The organism is Bremerella cremea, from assembly GCF_039541315.1.
GTDB lineage: Bacteria > Planctomycetota > Planctomycetia > Pirellulales > Pirellulaceae > Bremerella > Bremerella cremea.
Genome location: NZ_BAABFZ010000002.1, coordinates 295,943 through 313,618 on the forward strand (window position 1 = coordinate 295,943; position 17,676 = coordinate 313,618).

Here is a 17,676-nt window from a genome sequence, read left to right on the forward strand (position 1 = left end):
CGATTGCCGATTGCATGCGTCGTACTGAATCCATCGACGCTACAGCCGTGCGTCTCTTCAAAAATCCAAATGACCGGCTCGTCTTGCCTGGGCGTTAAACTCGCCCAGGCTCGCGTCCCCCTTATTACGTTGAAAGTCACTCGCAAGTAGGGATATACTCTGTCTAAATCTCCTTATCTTGACTCCCCTTCTCTCCCCCTCCCTGAATCATGAATCACAAAACTTGGAATAGCAGCAAGGCATTGATCTGCGCGTGGGTGGTTATTGGTCTGCAATCGATCGCACTCGCGGCTGCCCCTCCGAAGTCTCCTGCCGAGCAACAGAAGCTGTTTCATCTTCCGCCAGGATTTGAAATTCAGTTGGTGGCGAGCGAGCCAGAAATCGGGCAGCCAATGAATTTGAATTTCGATGCCCAGGGACGTCTCTGGATTACCAGCAGCATCGAATACCCCTATCCCGCTGACTCGCCCGGCGTGCAGCCTCGCCCGGATCGCTTCACAGCAGGTGCCGACGAAAAACATGCCCCTCGAGACTGGGTTGCCGTGGTCGAAGGTTTCGACGCCAACGGTCGCGCGACCAAAGTCACTCGGTTCGCCAGTGGGTTGAACATTCCGATCGGGCAAATTCCGATCGGCGACGGGAACGAAGCCATCGTTTACAGCATTCCGAATCTCGACAAATGGACCGATGCGGATGGAGATGGCATCGCCGATCAGCGCACCAAACTGTATGGCAGTATCGGCAACGTCGACACGCACGGCATGTCGAATGGTTACACCCCTTGGATCGATGGTTGGATCTACGGTTGTCACGGGTTCACAAACACTTCCGAGATTACCGATGCCCAAGGCAACGTGACTCGGATGCAGTCGGGCAACACCTATCGCTTCAAGGCGGATGGCAGCCAGTTCGAGCAATTCACGTTCGGTCAGGTCAATCCGTTCGGCATGACATTCGATCCGCTGGGCAACCTTTACGACGCCGACTGCCATACGATGCCGGTTTACCAACTGATTCGTGGTGCCCTCTATCCTCACTTCGGCGCGAAGCCGGATGCCTTAGGGTTCGGGCCGACGATGATCAATCATAACCATGGCTCGACCGGCATTTGCGGACCGGCATATTACGCGGACGATCACTTTCCGGCCGACTTCCGCGACAACATCTTCATCTGCAATCCCGTCTCGCAGGTCATCCATCGCGACAAGCTGAAGCAGTTTGGTTCGACCTATCTGATCGATACGCAGCCTGACCTGATCACCTGCGACGACAGCTGGTTTCGACCGGTCGATGTGATGATGGGCCCGGACGGGGCACTTTATATTGCGGACTTCTACAACCCAATCATCGGGCACTACGAAGCGCCGCTAGACCATCCCGACCGCGACCGCACGCACGGCCGTGTCTGGCGAGTGATCTACACCGGCAACGAAGGAGCGTCCTACGAAACGCCTTCCGATCTGACCAAGATGAATATCGAGCAATTGTGGGAGCTGCTGAGCGATCCCAACCTGTTCGTGCGAACACAAGCGACCAATCGCTTGGTCGAGAAGTATGGTGAAGAAGCGGCTGTGTTCGCTAGAAAGAACCTCCCTGCTTCGAGCGCCGTCGAAAAGGCACACGGCCTTTGGATCATGGAGCGAGCCAAAGGTCTGACCGACTTTGAAGCGCGTTCCTTCTCCAACATCGACGATCGCCTGGTCCGGGTTCATCTGATCAAAGCACTGGCGGAACGGCCGCAGTGGACCGACTTCGAGTTTGAAGTGACTCGCCGGGCACTTAACGACCCGGATGCTTTCGTGGTGAGAGCTGCCGTCGACGGACTGGGTCGGCATCCAAACGTGCAGAACTGGCGTCCGTTGCTGGAAACCTGGTCGAAGGCGATGCCACAGGACACGCACCTAATTCACGCGATCCGCTTGGCGCTGCGAGAACATTTCCGCACCCCAGACGCGGTAAAAGGATTGGATTCAGTCGCGTGGAACAAGGAAGAGATGCAGCAGCTCATTGCAATTGCCAAGGTTTCGGAAACGGCCAATGCGTCGCGATGGTTGTTTCAGAACTCGAAGGGAGAAGCGATCGACTGGGACGTCATGCAGCAGGTTGCCCGTCAGGCAGCCCAGTTGAATGACCAAAGCATGTTGGCGTCGATCATCGAACTTACGGCAGACAGCCCTGCGGCTGGCCAGTTGGGTGTGCTACAAGCCTGGTGCAGCGGGGAACGAGAGCGAGGTCGACGTCCGATTGACAATGAAGTTGCCCTTGCTTGGACGAAACGCGTGACGGCGCCTTTGCTGGTCCGAGCGGTGGAAGCCCGAGGCTGGACGGCGCTCGATCTTTCCGGAAAAACACGGCTCGAGCGAAACCCATTCGCACCCCGTTCCCGCGAAACGGAAGATCGTGGCGTGATCGAGTTTCTGGATAGTATCGTCCACGGCGAGAAGCAAACCGGGATCCTACGCAGCCGCGTACTGGAACTGCCTGGCGAAGTTCGCTTCTCGATGTGCGGCCAGGATGGACTACCAGGGCAACCAAGCACCGAAACGAACCTGGTTCGCGTTTGCCTTGAGGATGGCCAGGTGATCGCCCAGCAGTTGGCGCCACGCAGCGATCGGGCGCCACGCTACGTTTTGGATACCAGCAATTACCAAGGTCGGCTCGGGTACGTCGAAGTTGTCGATGGCAACGCGAATGATCTTTACGCGTGGATTGCCGTGGCCGATTTTGCGGCTCCTCTTCCCCCCCTCCCAATGCCAGGTCAATCTGAAACGAAGGATCAGTTATTAAACGTTCTGGTTGAGTTCCGTCTCGACGAAAGCACGAAGAGCCTTCTGGCAGGACTTCAGAAGGAAGACGTTGTATTCGAGGACCGCTTGGACCTCGCGAACACGCTTATTGCTCTGGGCGAAGCTGGCAATGTAGAAGCGGCACTCACGCAGTGGGTACACGATCCGGCGCTGACCACCGAGCAATACAGCAAGGCTATTCGAACGTTGGGATCGATGAATTCGGAAAGCAGTCGGGCAACGCTCGTTGGCCTGCTTCCGACAGTGGCGGCTGCTCAGCAACTCGAAATTGGTTTGGCCCTCTCTCGCAATGAAACAGGCATCCGTTCGCTTGTCGAAACGGTAGCGGCAGGGAAAGCGTCGCCATATCTGTTGCAAGATCCGAAGTGGAAACAGCAGGCCGACGCGGTTTTGAAATCGGACGACCTTCGTCAACAAATCGCGAAGCTGACGTCCAACTTGCCGCCGCGTGAAGCGCAGGAACAACAGCGTTTTGCGAAATTTCTGGCTGGATATCCGTCAAGCAACGGCGACTTGGCCGCTGGCCGGGCAACATTCGAGAAGCGCTGTGCGACGTGTCATCAACTTGGAGGCAAGGGAGCTCTGATTGGGCCGCAGCTCGATGGTGTTGGCAATCGACCGGTCGAACGGATTGTCGAGGACGTTCTGATTCCCAATCGCAACGTCGACGCCGCCTTTCGCACGGTGCTCATCCAGACGGTCGATGGCCAGGTCATCTCTGGTTTACCGCGACGAGAAGAAGGCGAGATCTTAGTGCTGGCCAACGCCGAAGGAATAGAAGTGCGAATCGCCAAGGAAGAAATCGACTTGCGGAAGGACTCGCCACTTTCGTTAATGCCAGGCAACTTCGCCGAGCAGATGTCGCCGGACGAACTGAACGGCCTGATTCGTTTTCTGGAACAGCAGAAGAAACAGTAGAAAACTGAATAGTTTCAATCGGAATCGATACTCAGATCGCGCCACAGAGCCGTCGGGCTGGAAAAGTACCACTCACCGACGTAGTAATAGCAAAACGGTCGTCCGCAATTTCGATCGATCAGGACAATCGATTCCCCGTTTTGTGAATCGCTGTCGCCGAAGTCCGATTCATTCGGAAAGGAAAGGATCAAGCATTGCTGCTGGTAGAACGTTGCCTTGATCGGCCGAGGTGCTGGGTCGGGATAATGGTATTGATACTCGAAGAGTTCGGAAACGAGATGACGTCCCACTTCCGTGTCTAATAGAACCTCTTGGCCATCGACAATAAATCGCCCCGTTTTGACATCTTTGTATTTTAGGCCGTCCGCCGCTTCGAGCGCCAACTGGGCTTCTTCAAGCGTCGGATAAGGACCGGTGTACGCCCCGGCCATCGGTCCTAGAGCTGCGGTCAGCACCTTCAACGTTAGATTGTTGATCGGAACGAGAACCCATTCTCTTCCACTGGGTATACATCCCAGCGAAATGTCTTCGCAACGTGTATGACGATCGAGTGTGCCAAATTCCTGGCGTCTTAAACCTAAGTGATGCAGCCGGGCTGTTCCTTCAAAGTACCTGCTTGTCGTCAACATGGCCTGCAACGTTGGCGGAGAGAGGATAAGGATCGCGACAGCGAGGACGACTTTGCGGCGCCATAAGAGGTAAGTCAATCCGACCAGCGTTATCGGAATCATCAATCCACTGACGATCCCCAGGGCAAATACAGACCAATTGCCAACGATGACCGCCAGGACCTTCGGCCAAACAGGACTCGTCTGGCTAACGTCCTGTGATTGAATGTGTTCGTCGGCATGAGATTCCTCAACAGGCATCTACGAATCCTCTGGCAGGTGGAAAGCGGATACCTCGTTCTACCGTTTGCCACCCAATTCGTACAACGTTCTGACACAAAAAAAGCTTCCCAGCCAAATCGACTGGGAAGCTTTTCTGCTTTCGAGTTCGAGTCCGAGGACTACGAGTATTCGACGTCGCGATTTTGACCTGGTGCTGGGACCGGGTACTTGCCGTCGGCATCCGGCATAACCGGGGCAGGACCATCGGCGGTCAGCTTGTCGACGTTCGGTGCGAATTCCTGCTCGCAGTTGAGCATTTGTTCGTAGGTCACTTCCTGACCGGTATGAGCAGCCATACGTCCCATGCTGGTCACCAGGCTCGCCTGGACGCCGCGATGGACTTCGTTGTAAGGCTGATCGTTGCGGATCGCGTCGATGAAGTCGTTCCATTCCAACTGGTATGGGTTCTGTTCTGGCTGTGGGTAAGCCCAAACCACTTCACGTCGGCTCTGGTTCTGCCCCTTGAAGGTACGAACTTTACCTGGGGTATGTCCCGAGGTGCTGACGATGGCGGAACCCTTGCTACCGTGAACAACACTCGACATGTCGTTGCGGCAGTTCAGCATGGTACGGCCGTCGAAGAACAGTTTCGAACCGTCGTCGTAGGTGTATTCGACGGCGTAGGTATCGAAGTTCTGATCGACGAAGTCACCACGATAGTGGCGACCACCCAAAGCCTGGGCTTTAACAGGCCACGAATTCTTCATCCACGAGGTTTCGTCGATCTGGTGAATGTAGAAGTCGCTGAAGCAACCACCGCTCGCCCACAGGAAGCTGTGGAAGCGTTCGATCTGCCACATGACTTCTGGCTTGTCTTCAGGCTTCTTGGTGCTGAAGGCCGAAGCGACTGGGCCGTGCATACGATAGGCACGCATGCAGATGATGTCGCCGATTTCGCCGTTCTGAATACGATCGAACAGTTCCTGACGACCACGGCAGTGGCGAACCATCAGACCGACAGCCGACTTGATGTTCTTCTGGTCGGCCAGTTCGGCGAGAGCGATCATCTTCTTGGCACTTGGACCATCAGCGATGACCGGCTTTTCCATGAAGACGTTCAAGCCCTTGTCGATGGCGTACTGGTAATGAACCCAGCGGAATGCCAATGGCGTCGCCAGAATGACGACATCGCCAGGCTTCAGGCAATCCATGGCCTTCTGATAGCCATCGAAACCAACGAACTGACGTTCCTTAGGAACATCGACCTTTTCCTTGTTCTCCTGGAAGGTGCGTTCCAAAGCCTTGTGGCTGCCTTCGAGGCGATGATCGAAAACATCGGCCATGGCGACCAGTTTGGTACGACCGTTCGGGACGTTCAGGCTGTCAGCGGCAGCACCGGTACCACGACCACCGCAGCCCACGAGGGCGACCTGGATCGTGTCGATTTCTTTTTCTTCGGCATGCACGTGAGGCACTGCGAAAGCGGTCATAGCCGAGGCCGCACCGGCGATCTTCATGAACTCGCGGCGATTGTTCGTCGATTGGAATCGTTCGCTCATAATCAGTCCTGTGACGAAAGGAAAAGTTTAGGGGATGAATGGGGAGTTGGGGGGGTTAGTAAACGTCTTTCGCGCTGTTCCAGTAGAAGTACATCTCTTCCGGCGTCGGAATCTCGACCGGACGAACAATGCGGAAGCCGAGTTGTTGAGCGTTGGTGTGATACCAGACGCTCTTGGGGAGCTGAGGATCCTGCTGCTTCCAGCTCGCATCGCTACCACGCCGCGCCGCGCTGCGAAGACGATCTGGATCGTCATCCCAACCACCACCACGAACTGAGCGTGGATATAAGGTGGTTGGTTTGATGAACGGGTTCTTCGTCGAATCTTTGATCTTCGCGAAGTAATCTGGCACGTACTGATCGGCACACCATTCCATCACGTTGCCGTGCATGTCGTGCAGGCCCCATGGGTTGGGCTTCTTGAGACCGACCTTCTGGTATTTTTCGTTCGCGTTGTCGTAGAACCAACCGAACTCTTTCAACTTGTCGGGATCGTCGCCGAACGAATAGGCCGTTTCGGTACCGGCACGACAGGCATATTCCCATTCCGCTTCGGTCGGTAAGCGATAGAAGTGACCAGTCTGAGCGCTCAGCCACTGGCAATACTTGTTGGCAGCGTGCTGGGTCATGCTGATCGCTGGATAGCCATGCTGCCCCATGCCGAAGCTCATTTCGGTGTAAGGCGGAGTTGGCTGGCTGACGGCATCGACGATAGTGTGTTTGGTGGTGTCGTAATCGATACGCGAACCATCTTTACGACGATCGACCTGGGTGATCATGAACGGCTCGTATTCGTCCCAGGTCACTTCGCACTTGCCCATCCAGAACGGGCTGACTTCGACGCTGGTCTGCGGGCCTTCTTCAGGGCGACGCAGTTCTTCCCCTTCAGGGCTGCCCATGACGAACTTACCGCCAGGGATGGCGATCATCTCGTAGTCGACTTCGGTGATCGGAATCGTGTTCTTATAGCTATCGGTCGCCTTCTTTTCTTTTTCGGACTGAGCGACGATTTTAGCGTGGATCTTCTTGATCAGTTCCATATCATCAGCCGTGGCAACTTTCGGCATCACCTTCTCGCGTGCCTTCAGTTCCATACCTTCTGGCCAATTGGCACCTTCTTCAATCCACTTCTTGATCAGGTCGGTGCTTTCCTTCGGCAACGGTCCGCCCGAACGCTTAGGTGGCATCAGCATGTCGTCATCCTTTTCCAAGATGGTCAGGCTGTACAACATGCTGTCTTCAGGTGAGCCAGGAATAACTGCTTCGCCACTGCCCGACTCAAAGGTGAGTTCCTTGGTGGTCAGGGTGAAATCGCCGTCCGGTTCGTCACCGGAGTGGCACGAAACGCAGTTCGTCTCGAGGATCGGAGCAATATCTTTGGCGAAGTCCACTTCCGCAGCGGAGATCGCGCAGGCCGATAAAGACAAAAACGTTAGCGAAAGGCAGAGAGTCAGCTTCATACGGTTTGTTTTCGAGAGCCTTGAGACACCTTACGCGGAAGGCATCGGAGAGGTGAATATGGAAAGGGAGGTGGGCAGATTGGGGCAAATCTCGCCGGATTTGCGATCATTGCTTGATTCTAGGCAAAGGATTTCGATGTGCAATACAAGTCGCGATTGAGAATGATTTCAGGCAATTCACGTAACTCTCGGTGATGTCGCGGGAAATCGTCCTGCTGTTGAAAGTCAACGACCCAAAATAGAAAGCAATCGATGACAAAATATGAATTGAAAGGCTTACGTTTGAGGGCCTTTTCTCGCTCTATTGTGAGCCATTCCGATATGCTTTCAGCAAGATTTCGGCGGGATGGTACGCCTTGCGCGATGTCCCGTCGTGGATCTGATGTCGGCAGGATGTTCCCGGCGCGGCAATAAGCGTTTCGGACGATAAATTTCGCACCCGAGGGAACAAGACCAGCTCGCCGATACGCATAGACACTTGGTAGTGCTCTGCTTCGTATCCGAACGAGCCTGCCATACCACAGCAACCACTCGGGATTGTCTTCACCTGATAGTTCCGTGGCAAGCCTAGCGCCGCGATCGATGCCGATTGCCCCGCCAGCGCTTTCTGAAAACAGTGACCATGCAAATGGACTGTCGCGGGTTCCTCGGTGAACGACTCCGCCTTGATCCGGCCCGCTTGAACTTCCTGCTGGATGAACTCTTCGAACATCAAACAGCGCGGCGCGATCTCTTGCGCGAATGGACGCAAGGCAGGCTCGGACAGGTCCAGCGTTTCGTCTCGGAAGGTCAGGATCGTTGACGGTTCGACGCCGATCATCCGGATGTCTTCGGTCATCGATTTCTGCAGGACCGTCAAGTTGTGATCGATGCGATCCTTCGCTTCGCGGAGAAGTCCCTTCGACAGCCACGTTCGACCACTCTCGCCATGCTCTGGAACGATGACCTCGTAGCCAAGCTTCTCGAGTAACTCGATCGCTGCGATCCCGATGTGTGGGTCGTGATAGTTGGTGAACTCGTCATTGAAGAAGAGCACCTTGCCGACCTTGCCAGCATTCACGTGAGGTTTGTGCGCCGCATACCAGGTTGCCAGCGTTTGCTTGGGAAGCAGTGGGATCGTGCGATCGGGATGAAACCCGGTGAATCGATTAAGTAGCTTCCGCAGAAATGGCGTCCCGAACATAAAGTTCCAAAGCCACGGCACCTTCGCCGCCAGCTTCTGTTTGCTGGTGAAGTCGGCGATCAGCTTGGACCGGCCAGGCATCCCGTGCTTGTCGTAATAGTGCTGCTGCGTTTCCGCCTTCAACTTTGCCATGTCAACGCTGGAGGGGCATTCTTTCTTGCAGCCTTTGCACGACAGGCATAAATCGAGAACCTCCTTCAAGCCCTCATGATCGAACGGATTGGCCTGATCCGATTCCGAGATCACTTGCCGAAGCATGTTTGCCCGGGCACGCGTTGTGTGCATCTCGTCCCGCGTTGCCATATAGCTGGGGCACATCGTGCCGCCTGTGATCTCGGTCTTGCGACAGTCACCACTGCCATTGCACATCTCAGCGGCGCCCAGCATGCCGGAGTTCTCGCTGAAGTCGAACAGCGTTTTCACTTCGCGTGGCTTCTGCCCCGGCGTATAGCGGAGCGACGAGTTCATCGGTGGCGTATCGACAATCTTGTTCGGATTAAAGATCCGTTTCGGGTCCCAAACCTCCTTGATCTGGCAGACCAGCCCGTAGTTATGTTCTCCGATCATTTGCTTCAGGAACTCGCCACGAAGTCGTCCGTCGCCATGTTCGCCGCTCAGGGAACCTCGGTATTGTTTGACGAGTTCTGCAATGGTCTGAGCCACCTCGCGAAACTGGCGATTGCCTTCGGGCGTCTTCAGATTGATGACCGGACGCAAGTGAATTTCGCCGCTGCCTGCGTGGGCATAGTGCACGCACTGCAGGCCGAAGCGTTCGTTCAAGCGGCGATTGAACTCCGCGATATATTCGGGCAGGTCAGCGACGTCGACGCACGTATCTTCCACGACCGGTGCCGGTTTGGCGTCGCCAGGAATATTGCCAAGAAGCCCCAAACCTGCCTTGCGAAGGTCCCAGATTCGCTCCGTGTCTTCGCCAAACAGAACCGGGTAGGCGTATCCCAGGCCAGCGGCTTGCATTTCGGCGACAATCTGATCACAGACTGCCTGGACTTCCGCTTCGGTATTACCTCGGATATCGACGACGATAATCGCTCCGGGCTTCCCTTGGACAAAGAAACGGTTCGCACGATGCTCGCGGCTCCGTTCCGTGCATTCCAGAATGAAGTGATCGATCAGCTCGCAGGCATAACAATCATGCTGAACGGCAATCTGCGTCGCGCGAAGCGATTGATCGACCGTTTCAAAGTGGGCACACAGCAGCCCACTCACTGGCGGCGGTAAGGGCAGGCAGTTCAGCTTGATGCGTGTCGCAAAGAACAACGTTCCTTCACTGCCCGCGATCAGTTTGCAGAAGTTAAAGGGCTTGTCGCTGCTAGGGTCAAACACGTCGGCATCCATCAGCAGGTCGATGGCATAGCCTGTGTTACGCCGTGGAATCGAAGGCTTCGGGAACTCCTTCGTGATCTCGGCTCGATTCGCTTCGTCCGACAGAAGATCTCTTGCTTGCTGATAGATTCGCGTTTCCAGCGTATCGGGTCCGTTGCACTTGGCATCGAACTCTTCGGCCGTTAGCTTGCCGAAAGTCACTGGCGAGCCATCTGCCAAAAAGCCCTCAATCTCCAACAAGTGATCGCGGGTGCTGCCATATTTGATCGAGTTCGATCCGCACGAGTTGTTGCCGACCATGCCGCCGATCATCGCTCGGGTTTGGGTCGACGTCTCGGGACCGAATAGCAGACCATGTGGTTTCAGCGCATGGTTCAATTCGTTGCGGATGACGCCTGGTTCAACCCACACGGTTCGCTGCTCGGCGTCGATTTTCAGAATGCGGGTGAAGTGTCGCGACACGTCCACTACGATTCCGCCACCAACAACCTGACCGGCGAGGGAGGTACCGGCCGTTCGCGGAATCAAACCGACTTGCTGCTCGCCAGCGAATTCAATCAGCAGGCGAATGTCTTCTTTTGTTTCCGGAATCGCAACCGCCAGCGGCATCTGCTGATAGGCCGACGCATCGGTCGCGTAGAGACGCCGCCAGGTATCGTCGACGTGCAGCGTTCCTTGCAGTTTCGTTGCCAACTGCTGAAAAGACGCCGCAAAATGATGGTCGGTATTGCCTGCCGGAGAGGAGGTCGCGGAAGCCATGGGGTGTCAGCTCGGGGATGGTGGGTATACGACAACCAGTGGGTGTCGATTCATCATAACGAATTCTGACCGGCGTCTGCATTGCCCCTATTTGTCGGTCGCATCGAGCCCGCACGAACCAAACAACTGCATCGATTAAGCAAACCGAACCGGCCCCGAGGTGCGATTTTAGAAGTTTTTGATTCACGCTTGATCGCTCCCGGCTCGATAGTGTACCATAGACACTAAGAAAGAGAGGAAACGATGTTAACTCAACTTTATCGGCCTCCGTTGGCCCTGCTGACCGACCTTTATCAACTAACCATGGCCTATGGCTATTGGAAGTTAGGGCGTGCCGAACAGCAGGCCGTGTTTCATCTGTTCTTCCGCAAGGCACCATTTCAGGGTGGCTACGCGATCGCTGCTGGCTTAGAGCAAGCCGTTGATTATATGAACGGCTACCATTTTGAACCCTCGGATCTGGAATACCTCGCCCTACTGACCGGCAACGATGGCAAGCGCTTATTCGAGGACGCGTTTCTAGAGTACCTCGGCAATTTGAAGCTATCAGTTGAGGTCGATGCGATGCCGGAAGGAACTGCGGTGTTTGGTCAGGAACCGATCTTGCGAGTTCGCGGACCAATCTTGCAGTGTCAACTCTTGGAAACGCCGCTGCTGAATATCGTCAATTTCCAAACACTGATCGCTACCAAGGCAGCCCGAATCAGTGCCGCCGCTGGGAACGATCCGGTGTTGGAATTCGGCTTGCGAAGAGCCCAAGGAATTGACGGCGGTCTGTCGGCAAGCCGGGCCGCCTACATCGGCGGCTGTGCGGCAACCTCCAACGTGCTGGCAGGCAAGATGTTTGGGATTCCGGTGAAAGGAACGCATGCCCATAGCTGGGTGATGTCGTTCGATACGGAACAAGAGGCCTTCGAGCAGTATGCGGCCGTGCTGCCCAACAACTGTGTTTTTCTGGTCGACACCTACGACACGATCGATGGTGTTCGCCTGGCAGCGGAAGTTGGCAGAAAGCTTCGCCAACAAGGACACGAAATGGTCGGCATTCGCCTCGACTCGGGAGACCTGGCTTACTTGAGCACTGAGGCCCGCAAGATCCTCGACGAAGCGGGCTTCCCGAATGCTGCGATCGTCGCCTCGAATGATCTCGACGAGCGGATTATCGAGAACTTGAAGATCCAGGGGGCCAAGATCGCGGTGTGGGGCGTCGGCACGAAGCTGGCAACCTCGCACGACCAACCAGCACTGGGAGGTGTCTACAAACTGGCGGCAATTCAAGATGAAGCAGGAAACTGGCAACCGAAGGTGAAACTGTCGGAACAAGCGATCAAAACGTCGATTCCGGGCACACTCCAGGTTCGGCGGTATGAAGGTCCAGATGGTTTCATCGGGGACATGATCTACGATGAAACGAAGGGTATCGATGTTCGCGAGATCATCGTCGACGCCAAAGATCCGACTCGCCGCAAGCGACTGTCCAGCAAGGCCCAAGCGGTTGATCTACTGCAAACGGTGATGCAGGACGGGAAGCGGCTTGGGGAAACGGAACCGCTCGACAAGATTCGCGAGCGAGCGATGCAGCAAATAAGCCGAATTCACCCCACGATCCGGCGATTCATGAACCCGCACGAATACCCGGTCGGGCTCGATATTGGCTTGCATGAACTCCGAGATCAGATGATTCACGATATTCGTGACAAACGCCTGGTTGATAGCGTGGGAGATGGCTGATGCGAAGCAAACCTGAGGCCAAGTTTCAGTACGAATATGCCCGCCCTGCCCTGACGGTCGACATTGTCGTGTTCGCGCTCGATGCCGATGACCTGATGGTGATGCTCATCCAACGTGATCTCGAGCCGTTCGAGGGACAATGGGCACTGCCAGGCGGTTTTGTGCACCTCGATGAAACGCTCGACGATGCCGCGCGGCGCGAACTTCAGGAAGAAACCGGTTTGCAGGGGATCTTTCTGGAACAGCTTTACACGTATGGCGACTTGAACCGCGACCCGCGCGAACGTGTCGTCACGGTGGCCTATTATGCCCTGGTTAATCTTGAGGGGCATAACGTTCAAGCCAGTACCGATGCCCGTAACGCGGCCTGGTTCTCTGTGAACGAATTGCCGGACCTGGCGTTCGATCACGCGAACATCCTGGCTGCGGCTCATGAACGCCTACGCGGAAAGGTTCGTTATCAGCCTATCGGCTTTGAACTTCTGCCGGAAAAGTTTACCCTTCGGCAGCTACAGCACTTGTACGAAGTGATTCTTGATCGAGAACTCGACAAGCGGAACTTCCGCAAGAAGGTCCTTAGCATGGAGATCGTGCAAGAGACCGACGAGATTGAAAAGGATGTCGCCCACCGAGCGGCGCGCCTCTACCGCTTCGATCAGAAAGCCTACGAGCGGTTGACCGAGCAAGGCTTCCACTTCGAAATCTAAAACCTCACGCAAGGAACCCAGCGATGAAAGCCCTGATCCTGGTCGATATTCAAAACGACTTTCTGCCCGGCGGAGCATTAGCGGTCAAACATGGTGATCGCGTGGTTCCGGTCGCCAACGAGTGGATGGAGAAATACCGGCTGGTAATCGCGACGCAAGACTGGCATCCTGCCAATCACCAGTCGTTCGCAAGTCAGCACCCCGGGAAGAAACCGGGACAAAGGATCATGCTGGACGATATCGAGCAGGTACTTTGGCCAGATCACTGCGTTCAAGGAACGAAAGGCGCCGAATTCGCGCCGGGCCTGAACTTGGATGGCATTCAGCATGTCATTCAAAAAGGAACCGATCCGCGATTCGATAGCTACAGCGGATTCTTCGATAACGATCGCCAGCATGCCACTGGTCTCGAAGCTTTACTACGAGAGCACAATGTCACCGTGGTACACATCATGGGACTGGCCACCGATTATTGCGTGAAGGCGACAGCGATCGATTCCGCCCAGCTAGGGTTTGAAACGGCCGTTATTCTCGAAGGGATCCGCGGCGTAGAACTGGGACTGGGAGACTGCGCCATGGCGATGGAGCAGATGATGGCGGCAAGAGTTGAAATGATTAGCTAAGGGAGCCGACAGATGCCCATTGAATTTTACTCAACGAAATCTGCCTACGGAGAGTTCTCGAACTTTGCCGCGTTTGGGTTTCACGTCGATGGAGTGTGGTACCCAACCAGCGAGCATTACTTCCAGGCGATGAAGTTCGAGGATGAAGAATACTGCGAAAAGATCCGCACCACCAAAAGCCCGATGATCGCGGCCCGGCTTGGCAGAAGCCGAAAGGTTAAGATTCGCGATGACTGGGAAAGCGTGAAGGTCGATGTCATGCGGAAAGCTGTTCAGGCTAAGTTTGCGGAACATGCCAAGCTCCGTGATCTTCTGCTGGAAACAGGCGACGAACCAATCATCGAAGCCGCTGGACGTGACTATTTCTGGGGTGCCGGAAAAGATGGCAGCGGCCAGAACTGGCTTGGCAAGATCCTGATGGAGATCCGAGCCGAACTACAACAATCCAAAGTACGAATACAATGACAAGCAAAGAGAAACTAAAAAAGATCAGCAAGGCGATGAGCTACGTCTTGCGGCATCGGCCTGACACGGCTGGGCTCACGTTAGCTCCTGGCGGATGGGTAGCGATTACCGATCTGTTGGAGGCATTCCAGCGTGATGGAAAGTCCGTATCGGAAACGCTGCTAATGGAAGTAGTGCAAGACAACGACAAGCAGCGGTTTGAGATCTCAGACGATGGTCTGCTCATTCGCGCGAGGCAAGGCCATTCGGCCGAAGTTGATTTGCAATATGAAGCGGCCGAACCGCCGTCGATCCTTTACCACGGGACCGCGACTCGCTTTCTCGATTCGATCCGACAACAGGGATTGATCAAAGGAAAGCGACATCACGTGCACATGTCGGTAAACCAGCAAACGATGTTGGAAGTTGCTCAGCGTCACGGAAAGCCTGTGTTGCTGTCGATCGCTTCCGGAGAGATGCATGCCGCCGGCCACCAGTTCTTTGTAACCGGGAACGACGTCTGGTTGACCGATCACGTTCCGCCAGGCTTCTTGAAGGTGCAGGAATCATCTTCCTAAAAGCCGAGCAGTCCCGTTAACTCGTCCATTGCGGCATCGACTTCTTCTGCCAGTTTGGGATCGGCCAGATCATCGATATGCAGTCGATCGCGATAATGTCGCTGAACCCATTCTTTCAACTGGCGATATCGAGCATCAGTCAGCCACACCGTTTTCGGGATCGCGGCGATTTCATTTTCGGTGAGTACGACCCGCAATCGTAGGCAAGCAGGACCTCCGCCATTTTGCATACTCTCGCAAAGGTCGACGAACTGGCAGTCGACGATCGGGTTCTCTCCCTTCATGAGAACAGACAACAGCCGATTCGATGCCTGCACTTCGCCACACTCGACTGGGGCAAATACCGTCATCGTTCCCGTCAGTGACGTGAGCAGTTGGCTGTTAAAGAAATAGGTGCTCACCGCCTCTTTCAGTTTCAATTCGTAATCACTGATCACAATCGTTTGCAGGCCGGGGCCGAACTTGTCGGCGAGTTCCGCAAGGACCCGTTCCTGATCGACGTATGCTTTTTCGTGAACGAGATGTAAGGCCATGTTGCCGACGGCGATCACGTCATTATGAAAGACGCCAGCATCGATCGCCTCGGGAGATTGCTGGGCAAAGACGACGCGGGCAGGATCCAGACCATGCTGCCTGGCGATTGCCTCGCACGCTTCTTTTGTCTGGCGGGCGACGAACTTCTCTGTCGGCGCAGACTGACCTGCTTCGCGGCCGTAAACAAACAGCTCGACGCCAGGCTCGCCATAGCGGCGACAAAGCCGCGTGTGGTTGGCGGCGCCTTCGTCGCTCCAATCCGCATCCACAGGATCGTGAATGACGAAGTAGCGGGCATCATGAAAGATGGTTCGCAAGATGTGCGTGGTCTGTCTCGCTTCAATTCGGCGATGAGGCATCGACTGCAAATTGGCTGGCGTGAAATGAACTCGACCGTCGCTCGTATCCGCGCTCGGTGAAACGGTTGCCGCGTTGGCAGTCCACATCGAGGAGGCGCTGAAGGCAATGCTGAGGAGCTCTGGCCGTTTGGCTTTTACATCGGCCAGTACGTTAGCATGCTCCCCTTCAAAGCCTTGCTCGGCCAGAAACCGCCAGTCAGGTCGAGGCTGCGGAGGCAGAAACGCTTGCGGCGTTCCCATGTCGGCTGCTCGTTTCATTTTTGCCAGGCCTTGCAGCGCTGCCTTTCGGGGCGAACTGACCTGATGGCGATGCTGCTGCGAGGCGACATTACCGGGTGAGAGCCCGCCGTAGTGATGCGTAGGGCCGATCAATCCGTCGAAGTTGGCTTCCTGCGCGGTCATTGCGCGTTCCTCCTTCAAGAGATGGATTCCGTTTCCGCGATGGCAACCTGGCAGAAATCAATAGCATGAAATCCGGCAGGCCGATAATTACCACTTTGACCGATGCCACCAAAGGGCATCCTGCCACTGGCGCCGGTGGTTGGCAGGTTCCAGTTGATGAGCCCCGCATGAACTTGCTGTCGAAACTGATCGAAGTCAGCCCGATCGTCGCACAAGATACCAGCCGCCAGACCAAATCGCGTATCGTTCGCTTCGGCGATCGCCCCTTCCAGATCAGCCACGCGGATGACCTGCAAGAGCGGACCGAAGATCTCGTCGTCGGTTCGTTGTGAGCAGTTTGTCACGTCGATGATTCCAGGGCTGACAAAGGCACGACCCAAGGAAAGCTGTTCGGCGGAGAGCAGTGAAAGTGATCCGGCCGCAACCAATCGCGATTGTTCTTCGAGAAGGTGATCGACCGCTTCGGCATGAATCAGTGGCCCCATGAACGGTTCCGGATCGTCGGACGGCCGACCGACCACGACCTTGCGTGTTTCCTGGTCAAGACGTTCCAAAAACGTATCGCTCTCGCCGGTTACGATGAGTCGCCGCACACAGGTACAACGTTGGCCCGAAGTCAGATACGCCGACTTGATTACCTGTTCGATTGCCAGATCCACATTGCTTGGTTGATGAACGACCAACGGATTATTGCCGCCGAGTTCCAAGGCGAGAAGGACTTCCAATCGCGGGGCCAACGCTTCGCGCAGCTTGCCTCCGGTCGGGCGACTTCCCGTGAAGAACAATCCGCGCAGTTCTGGCTGTCGCAAAATCGCTTGCCCGGTCGAGACGCCTCCTTGGACAAGATTCAAAACACCTGGCGGCAGCCCGGCAGACTCCCACAGCTTTACTGTTTCCTCAGCAACCAGCGGTGTCAATTCGCTCGGTTTGAAAACGACGGTGTTGCCTGCGAGTAGTGCAGGCATGATCTGTCCGTTTGCGATATGAGCGGGGAAGTTAAAAGGGCCGAAGACCGAGACAACTCCCAAGGGGCGATAGGCGACTTTGCTACGAAGCACAGTCGTAGACACATCGGACTGGTCACGACGGTGAGCCAAGGCATCGATCGTCAACTCGCACTTTGCGGCGACTGCCTTGGCTTCCGTCAATGCATCCCAGCGAGGTTTGCCGACTTCGTCCGAGATGACTCTGGCCAACGTTTCGCTTTGTTGGGTGACCAGCTTGGCAAATCGTCGGAGATATTCTGCACGCTGTTCGACAGCAAGTGCCGCCCATGCTTGCGAAGCGTTCGCTGCCGATTCAAACGCCGCCCGAACATCTTCTTCGCTTGCCGTTGCCGCTTCCCATAGGTTAGCGCCGGTTGCCGGATTGAAGCTTTTGAGCTTAGGGCCGGTGCCGTCGATCCACTGTCCGTTGATGTACAACACGGAACCGTTCCT

General features: G+C 55.5%; 12 protein-coding genes. 6 read left to right on the forward strand and 6 right to left on the reverse strand.

What is annotated here, in order from left to right:
* Positions 1 to 209 precede the first annotated feature (209 nt).
* A complete protein-coding gene (locus ABD890_RS01870) occupies positions 210 to 3,725 on the forward strand; it encodes a DUF7133 domain-containing protein (protein WP_345085126.1) in 3,516 nt (1,171 codons plus the stop codon).
* Between the two features lie 14 nt (positions 3,726 to 3,739).
* Here the strand turns inward: ABD890_RS01870 and ABD890_RS01875 are convergent, their stop codons facing one another.
* The 4 genes from ABD890_RS01875 to ABD890_RS01890 all read right to left on the reverse strand — a co-directional run bounded on the left by ABD890_RS01875 (position 3,740) and on the right by ABD890_RS01890 (position 10,859).
* Complete coding sequence (locus tag ABD890_RS01875; protein WP_345085130.1) at positions 3,740 to 4,594, reverse strand: hypothetical protein; 855 nt, start codon at positions 4,592 to 4,594, stop codon at positions 3,740 to 3,742.
* A gap of 140 nt (positions 4,595 to 4,734) precedes the next feature.
* Complete coding sequence (locus ABD890_RS01880; protein WP_345085133.1) at positions 4,735 to 6,114, reverse strand: Gfo/Idh/MocA family oxidoreductase; 1,380 nt, start codon at positions 6,112 to 6,114, stop codon at positions 4,735 to 4,737.
* A gap of 55 nt (positions 6,115 to 6,169) precedes the next feature.
* A complete protein-coding gene (locus ABD890_RS01885) occupies positions 6,170 to 7,573 on the reverse strand; it encodes an SUMF1/EgtB/PvdO family nonheme iron enzyme (RefSeq protein WP_345085136.1) in 1,404 nt (467 codons plus the stop codon).
* Between the two features lie 301 nt (positions 7,574 to 7,874).
* Positions 7,875 to 10,859, reverse strand: a complete 2,985-nt coding sequence (locus ABD890_RS01890) for an FAD-binding and (Fe-S)-binding domain-containing protein (RefSeq protein ID WP_345085139.1) — start codon at positions 10,857 to 10,859, stop codon at positions 7,875 to 7,877.
* Positions 10,860 to 11,102: 243 nt separating this feature from the next.
* Between ABD890_RS01890 and ABD890_RS01895 the strand changes: the two genes are divergently transcribed.
* From ABD890_RS01895 to ABD890_RS01915, 5 genes are read left to right on the forward strand one after another with little or no spacing between them, the layout of a single operon-like run.
* The gene (locus tag ABD890_RS01895; RefSeq protein ID WP_345085142.1) at positions 11,103 to 12,590 is read left to right on the forward strand and encodes a nicotinate phosphoribosyltransferase; all 1,488 of its coding nucleotides are present in this window, start codon (positions 11,103 to 11,105) and stop codon (positions 12,588 to 12,590) included.
* Positions 12,590 to 13,297, forward strand: coding sequence for an NUDIX hydrolase (locus tag ABD890_RS01900; protein ID WP_345085145.1), 708 nt, complete (start codon positions 12,590 to 12,592; stop codon positions 13,295 to 13,297). Before ABD890_RS01895 ends, ABD890_RS01900 begins: the two co-directional genes overlap by 1 nt.
* A gap of 23 nt (positions 13,298 to 13,320) precedes the next feature.
* On the forward strand, positions 13,321 to 13,920 hold the full coding sequence (gene pncA, locus ABD890_RS01905; protein WP_345085148.1) for a bifunctional nicotinamidase/pyrazinamidase: 600 nt from the start codon (positions 13,321 to 13,323) through the stop codon (positions 13,918 to 13,920).
* 12 nt (positions 13,921 to 13,932) lie between these two features.
* Entirely contained in the window at positions 13,933 to 14,385 is a 453-nt protein-coding gene (ybiA, locus tag ABD890_RS01910) for a riboflavin biosynthesis intermediates N-glycosidase (protein WP_345085150.1), read from the forward strand.
* Entirely contained in the window at positions 14,382 to 14,942 is a 561-nt protein-coding gene (locus ABD890_RS01915) for an RNA 2'-phosphotransferase (protein ID WP_345085153.1), read from the forward strand. The genes ybiA and ABD890_RS01915 overlap by 4 nt, the downstream gene beginning before the upstream one ends.
* Here ABD890_RS01915 and astB read toward each other — a convergent pair.
* Both astB and astD read right to left on the reverse strand, forming a co-directional pair.
* Positions 14,939 to 16,237 carry an N-succinylarginine dihydrolase gene (gene astB / locus ABD890_RS01920; RefSeq protein ID WP_345085156.1) on the reverse strand — a complete coding sequence of 433 codons (1,299 nt, stop codon included), beginning with the start codon at positions 16,235 to 16,237 and terminating at the stop codon, positions 14,939 to 14,941. The genes ABD890_RS01915 and astB overlap by 4 nt on opposite strands.
* 14 nt (positions 16,238 to 16,251) lie before the next feature.
* Positions 16,252 to 17,664 (reverse strand): succinylglutamate-semialdehyde dehydrogenase, encoded by a 1,413-nt coding sequence (astD, locus tag ABD890_RS01925; protein ID WP_345085159.1) that lies wholly within the window; start codon positions 17,662 to 17,664, stop codon positions 16,252 to 16,254.
* Positions 17,665 to 17,676: the final 12 nt, after the last annotated feature.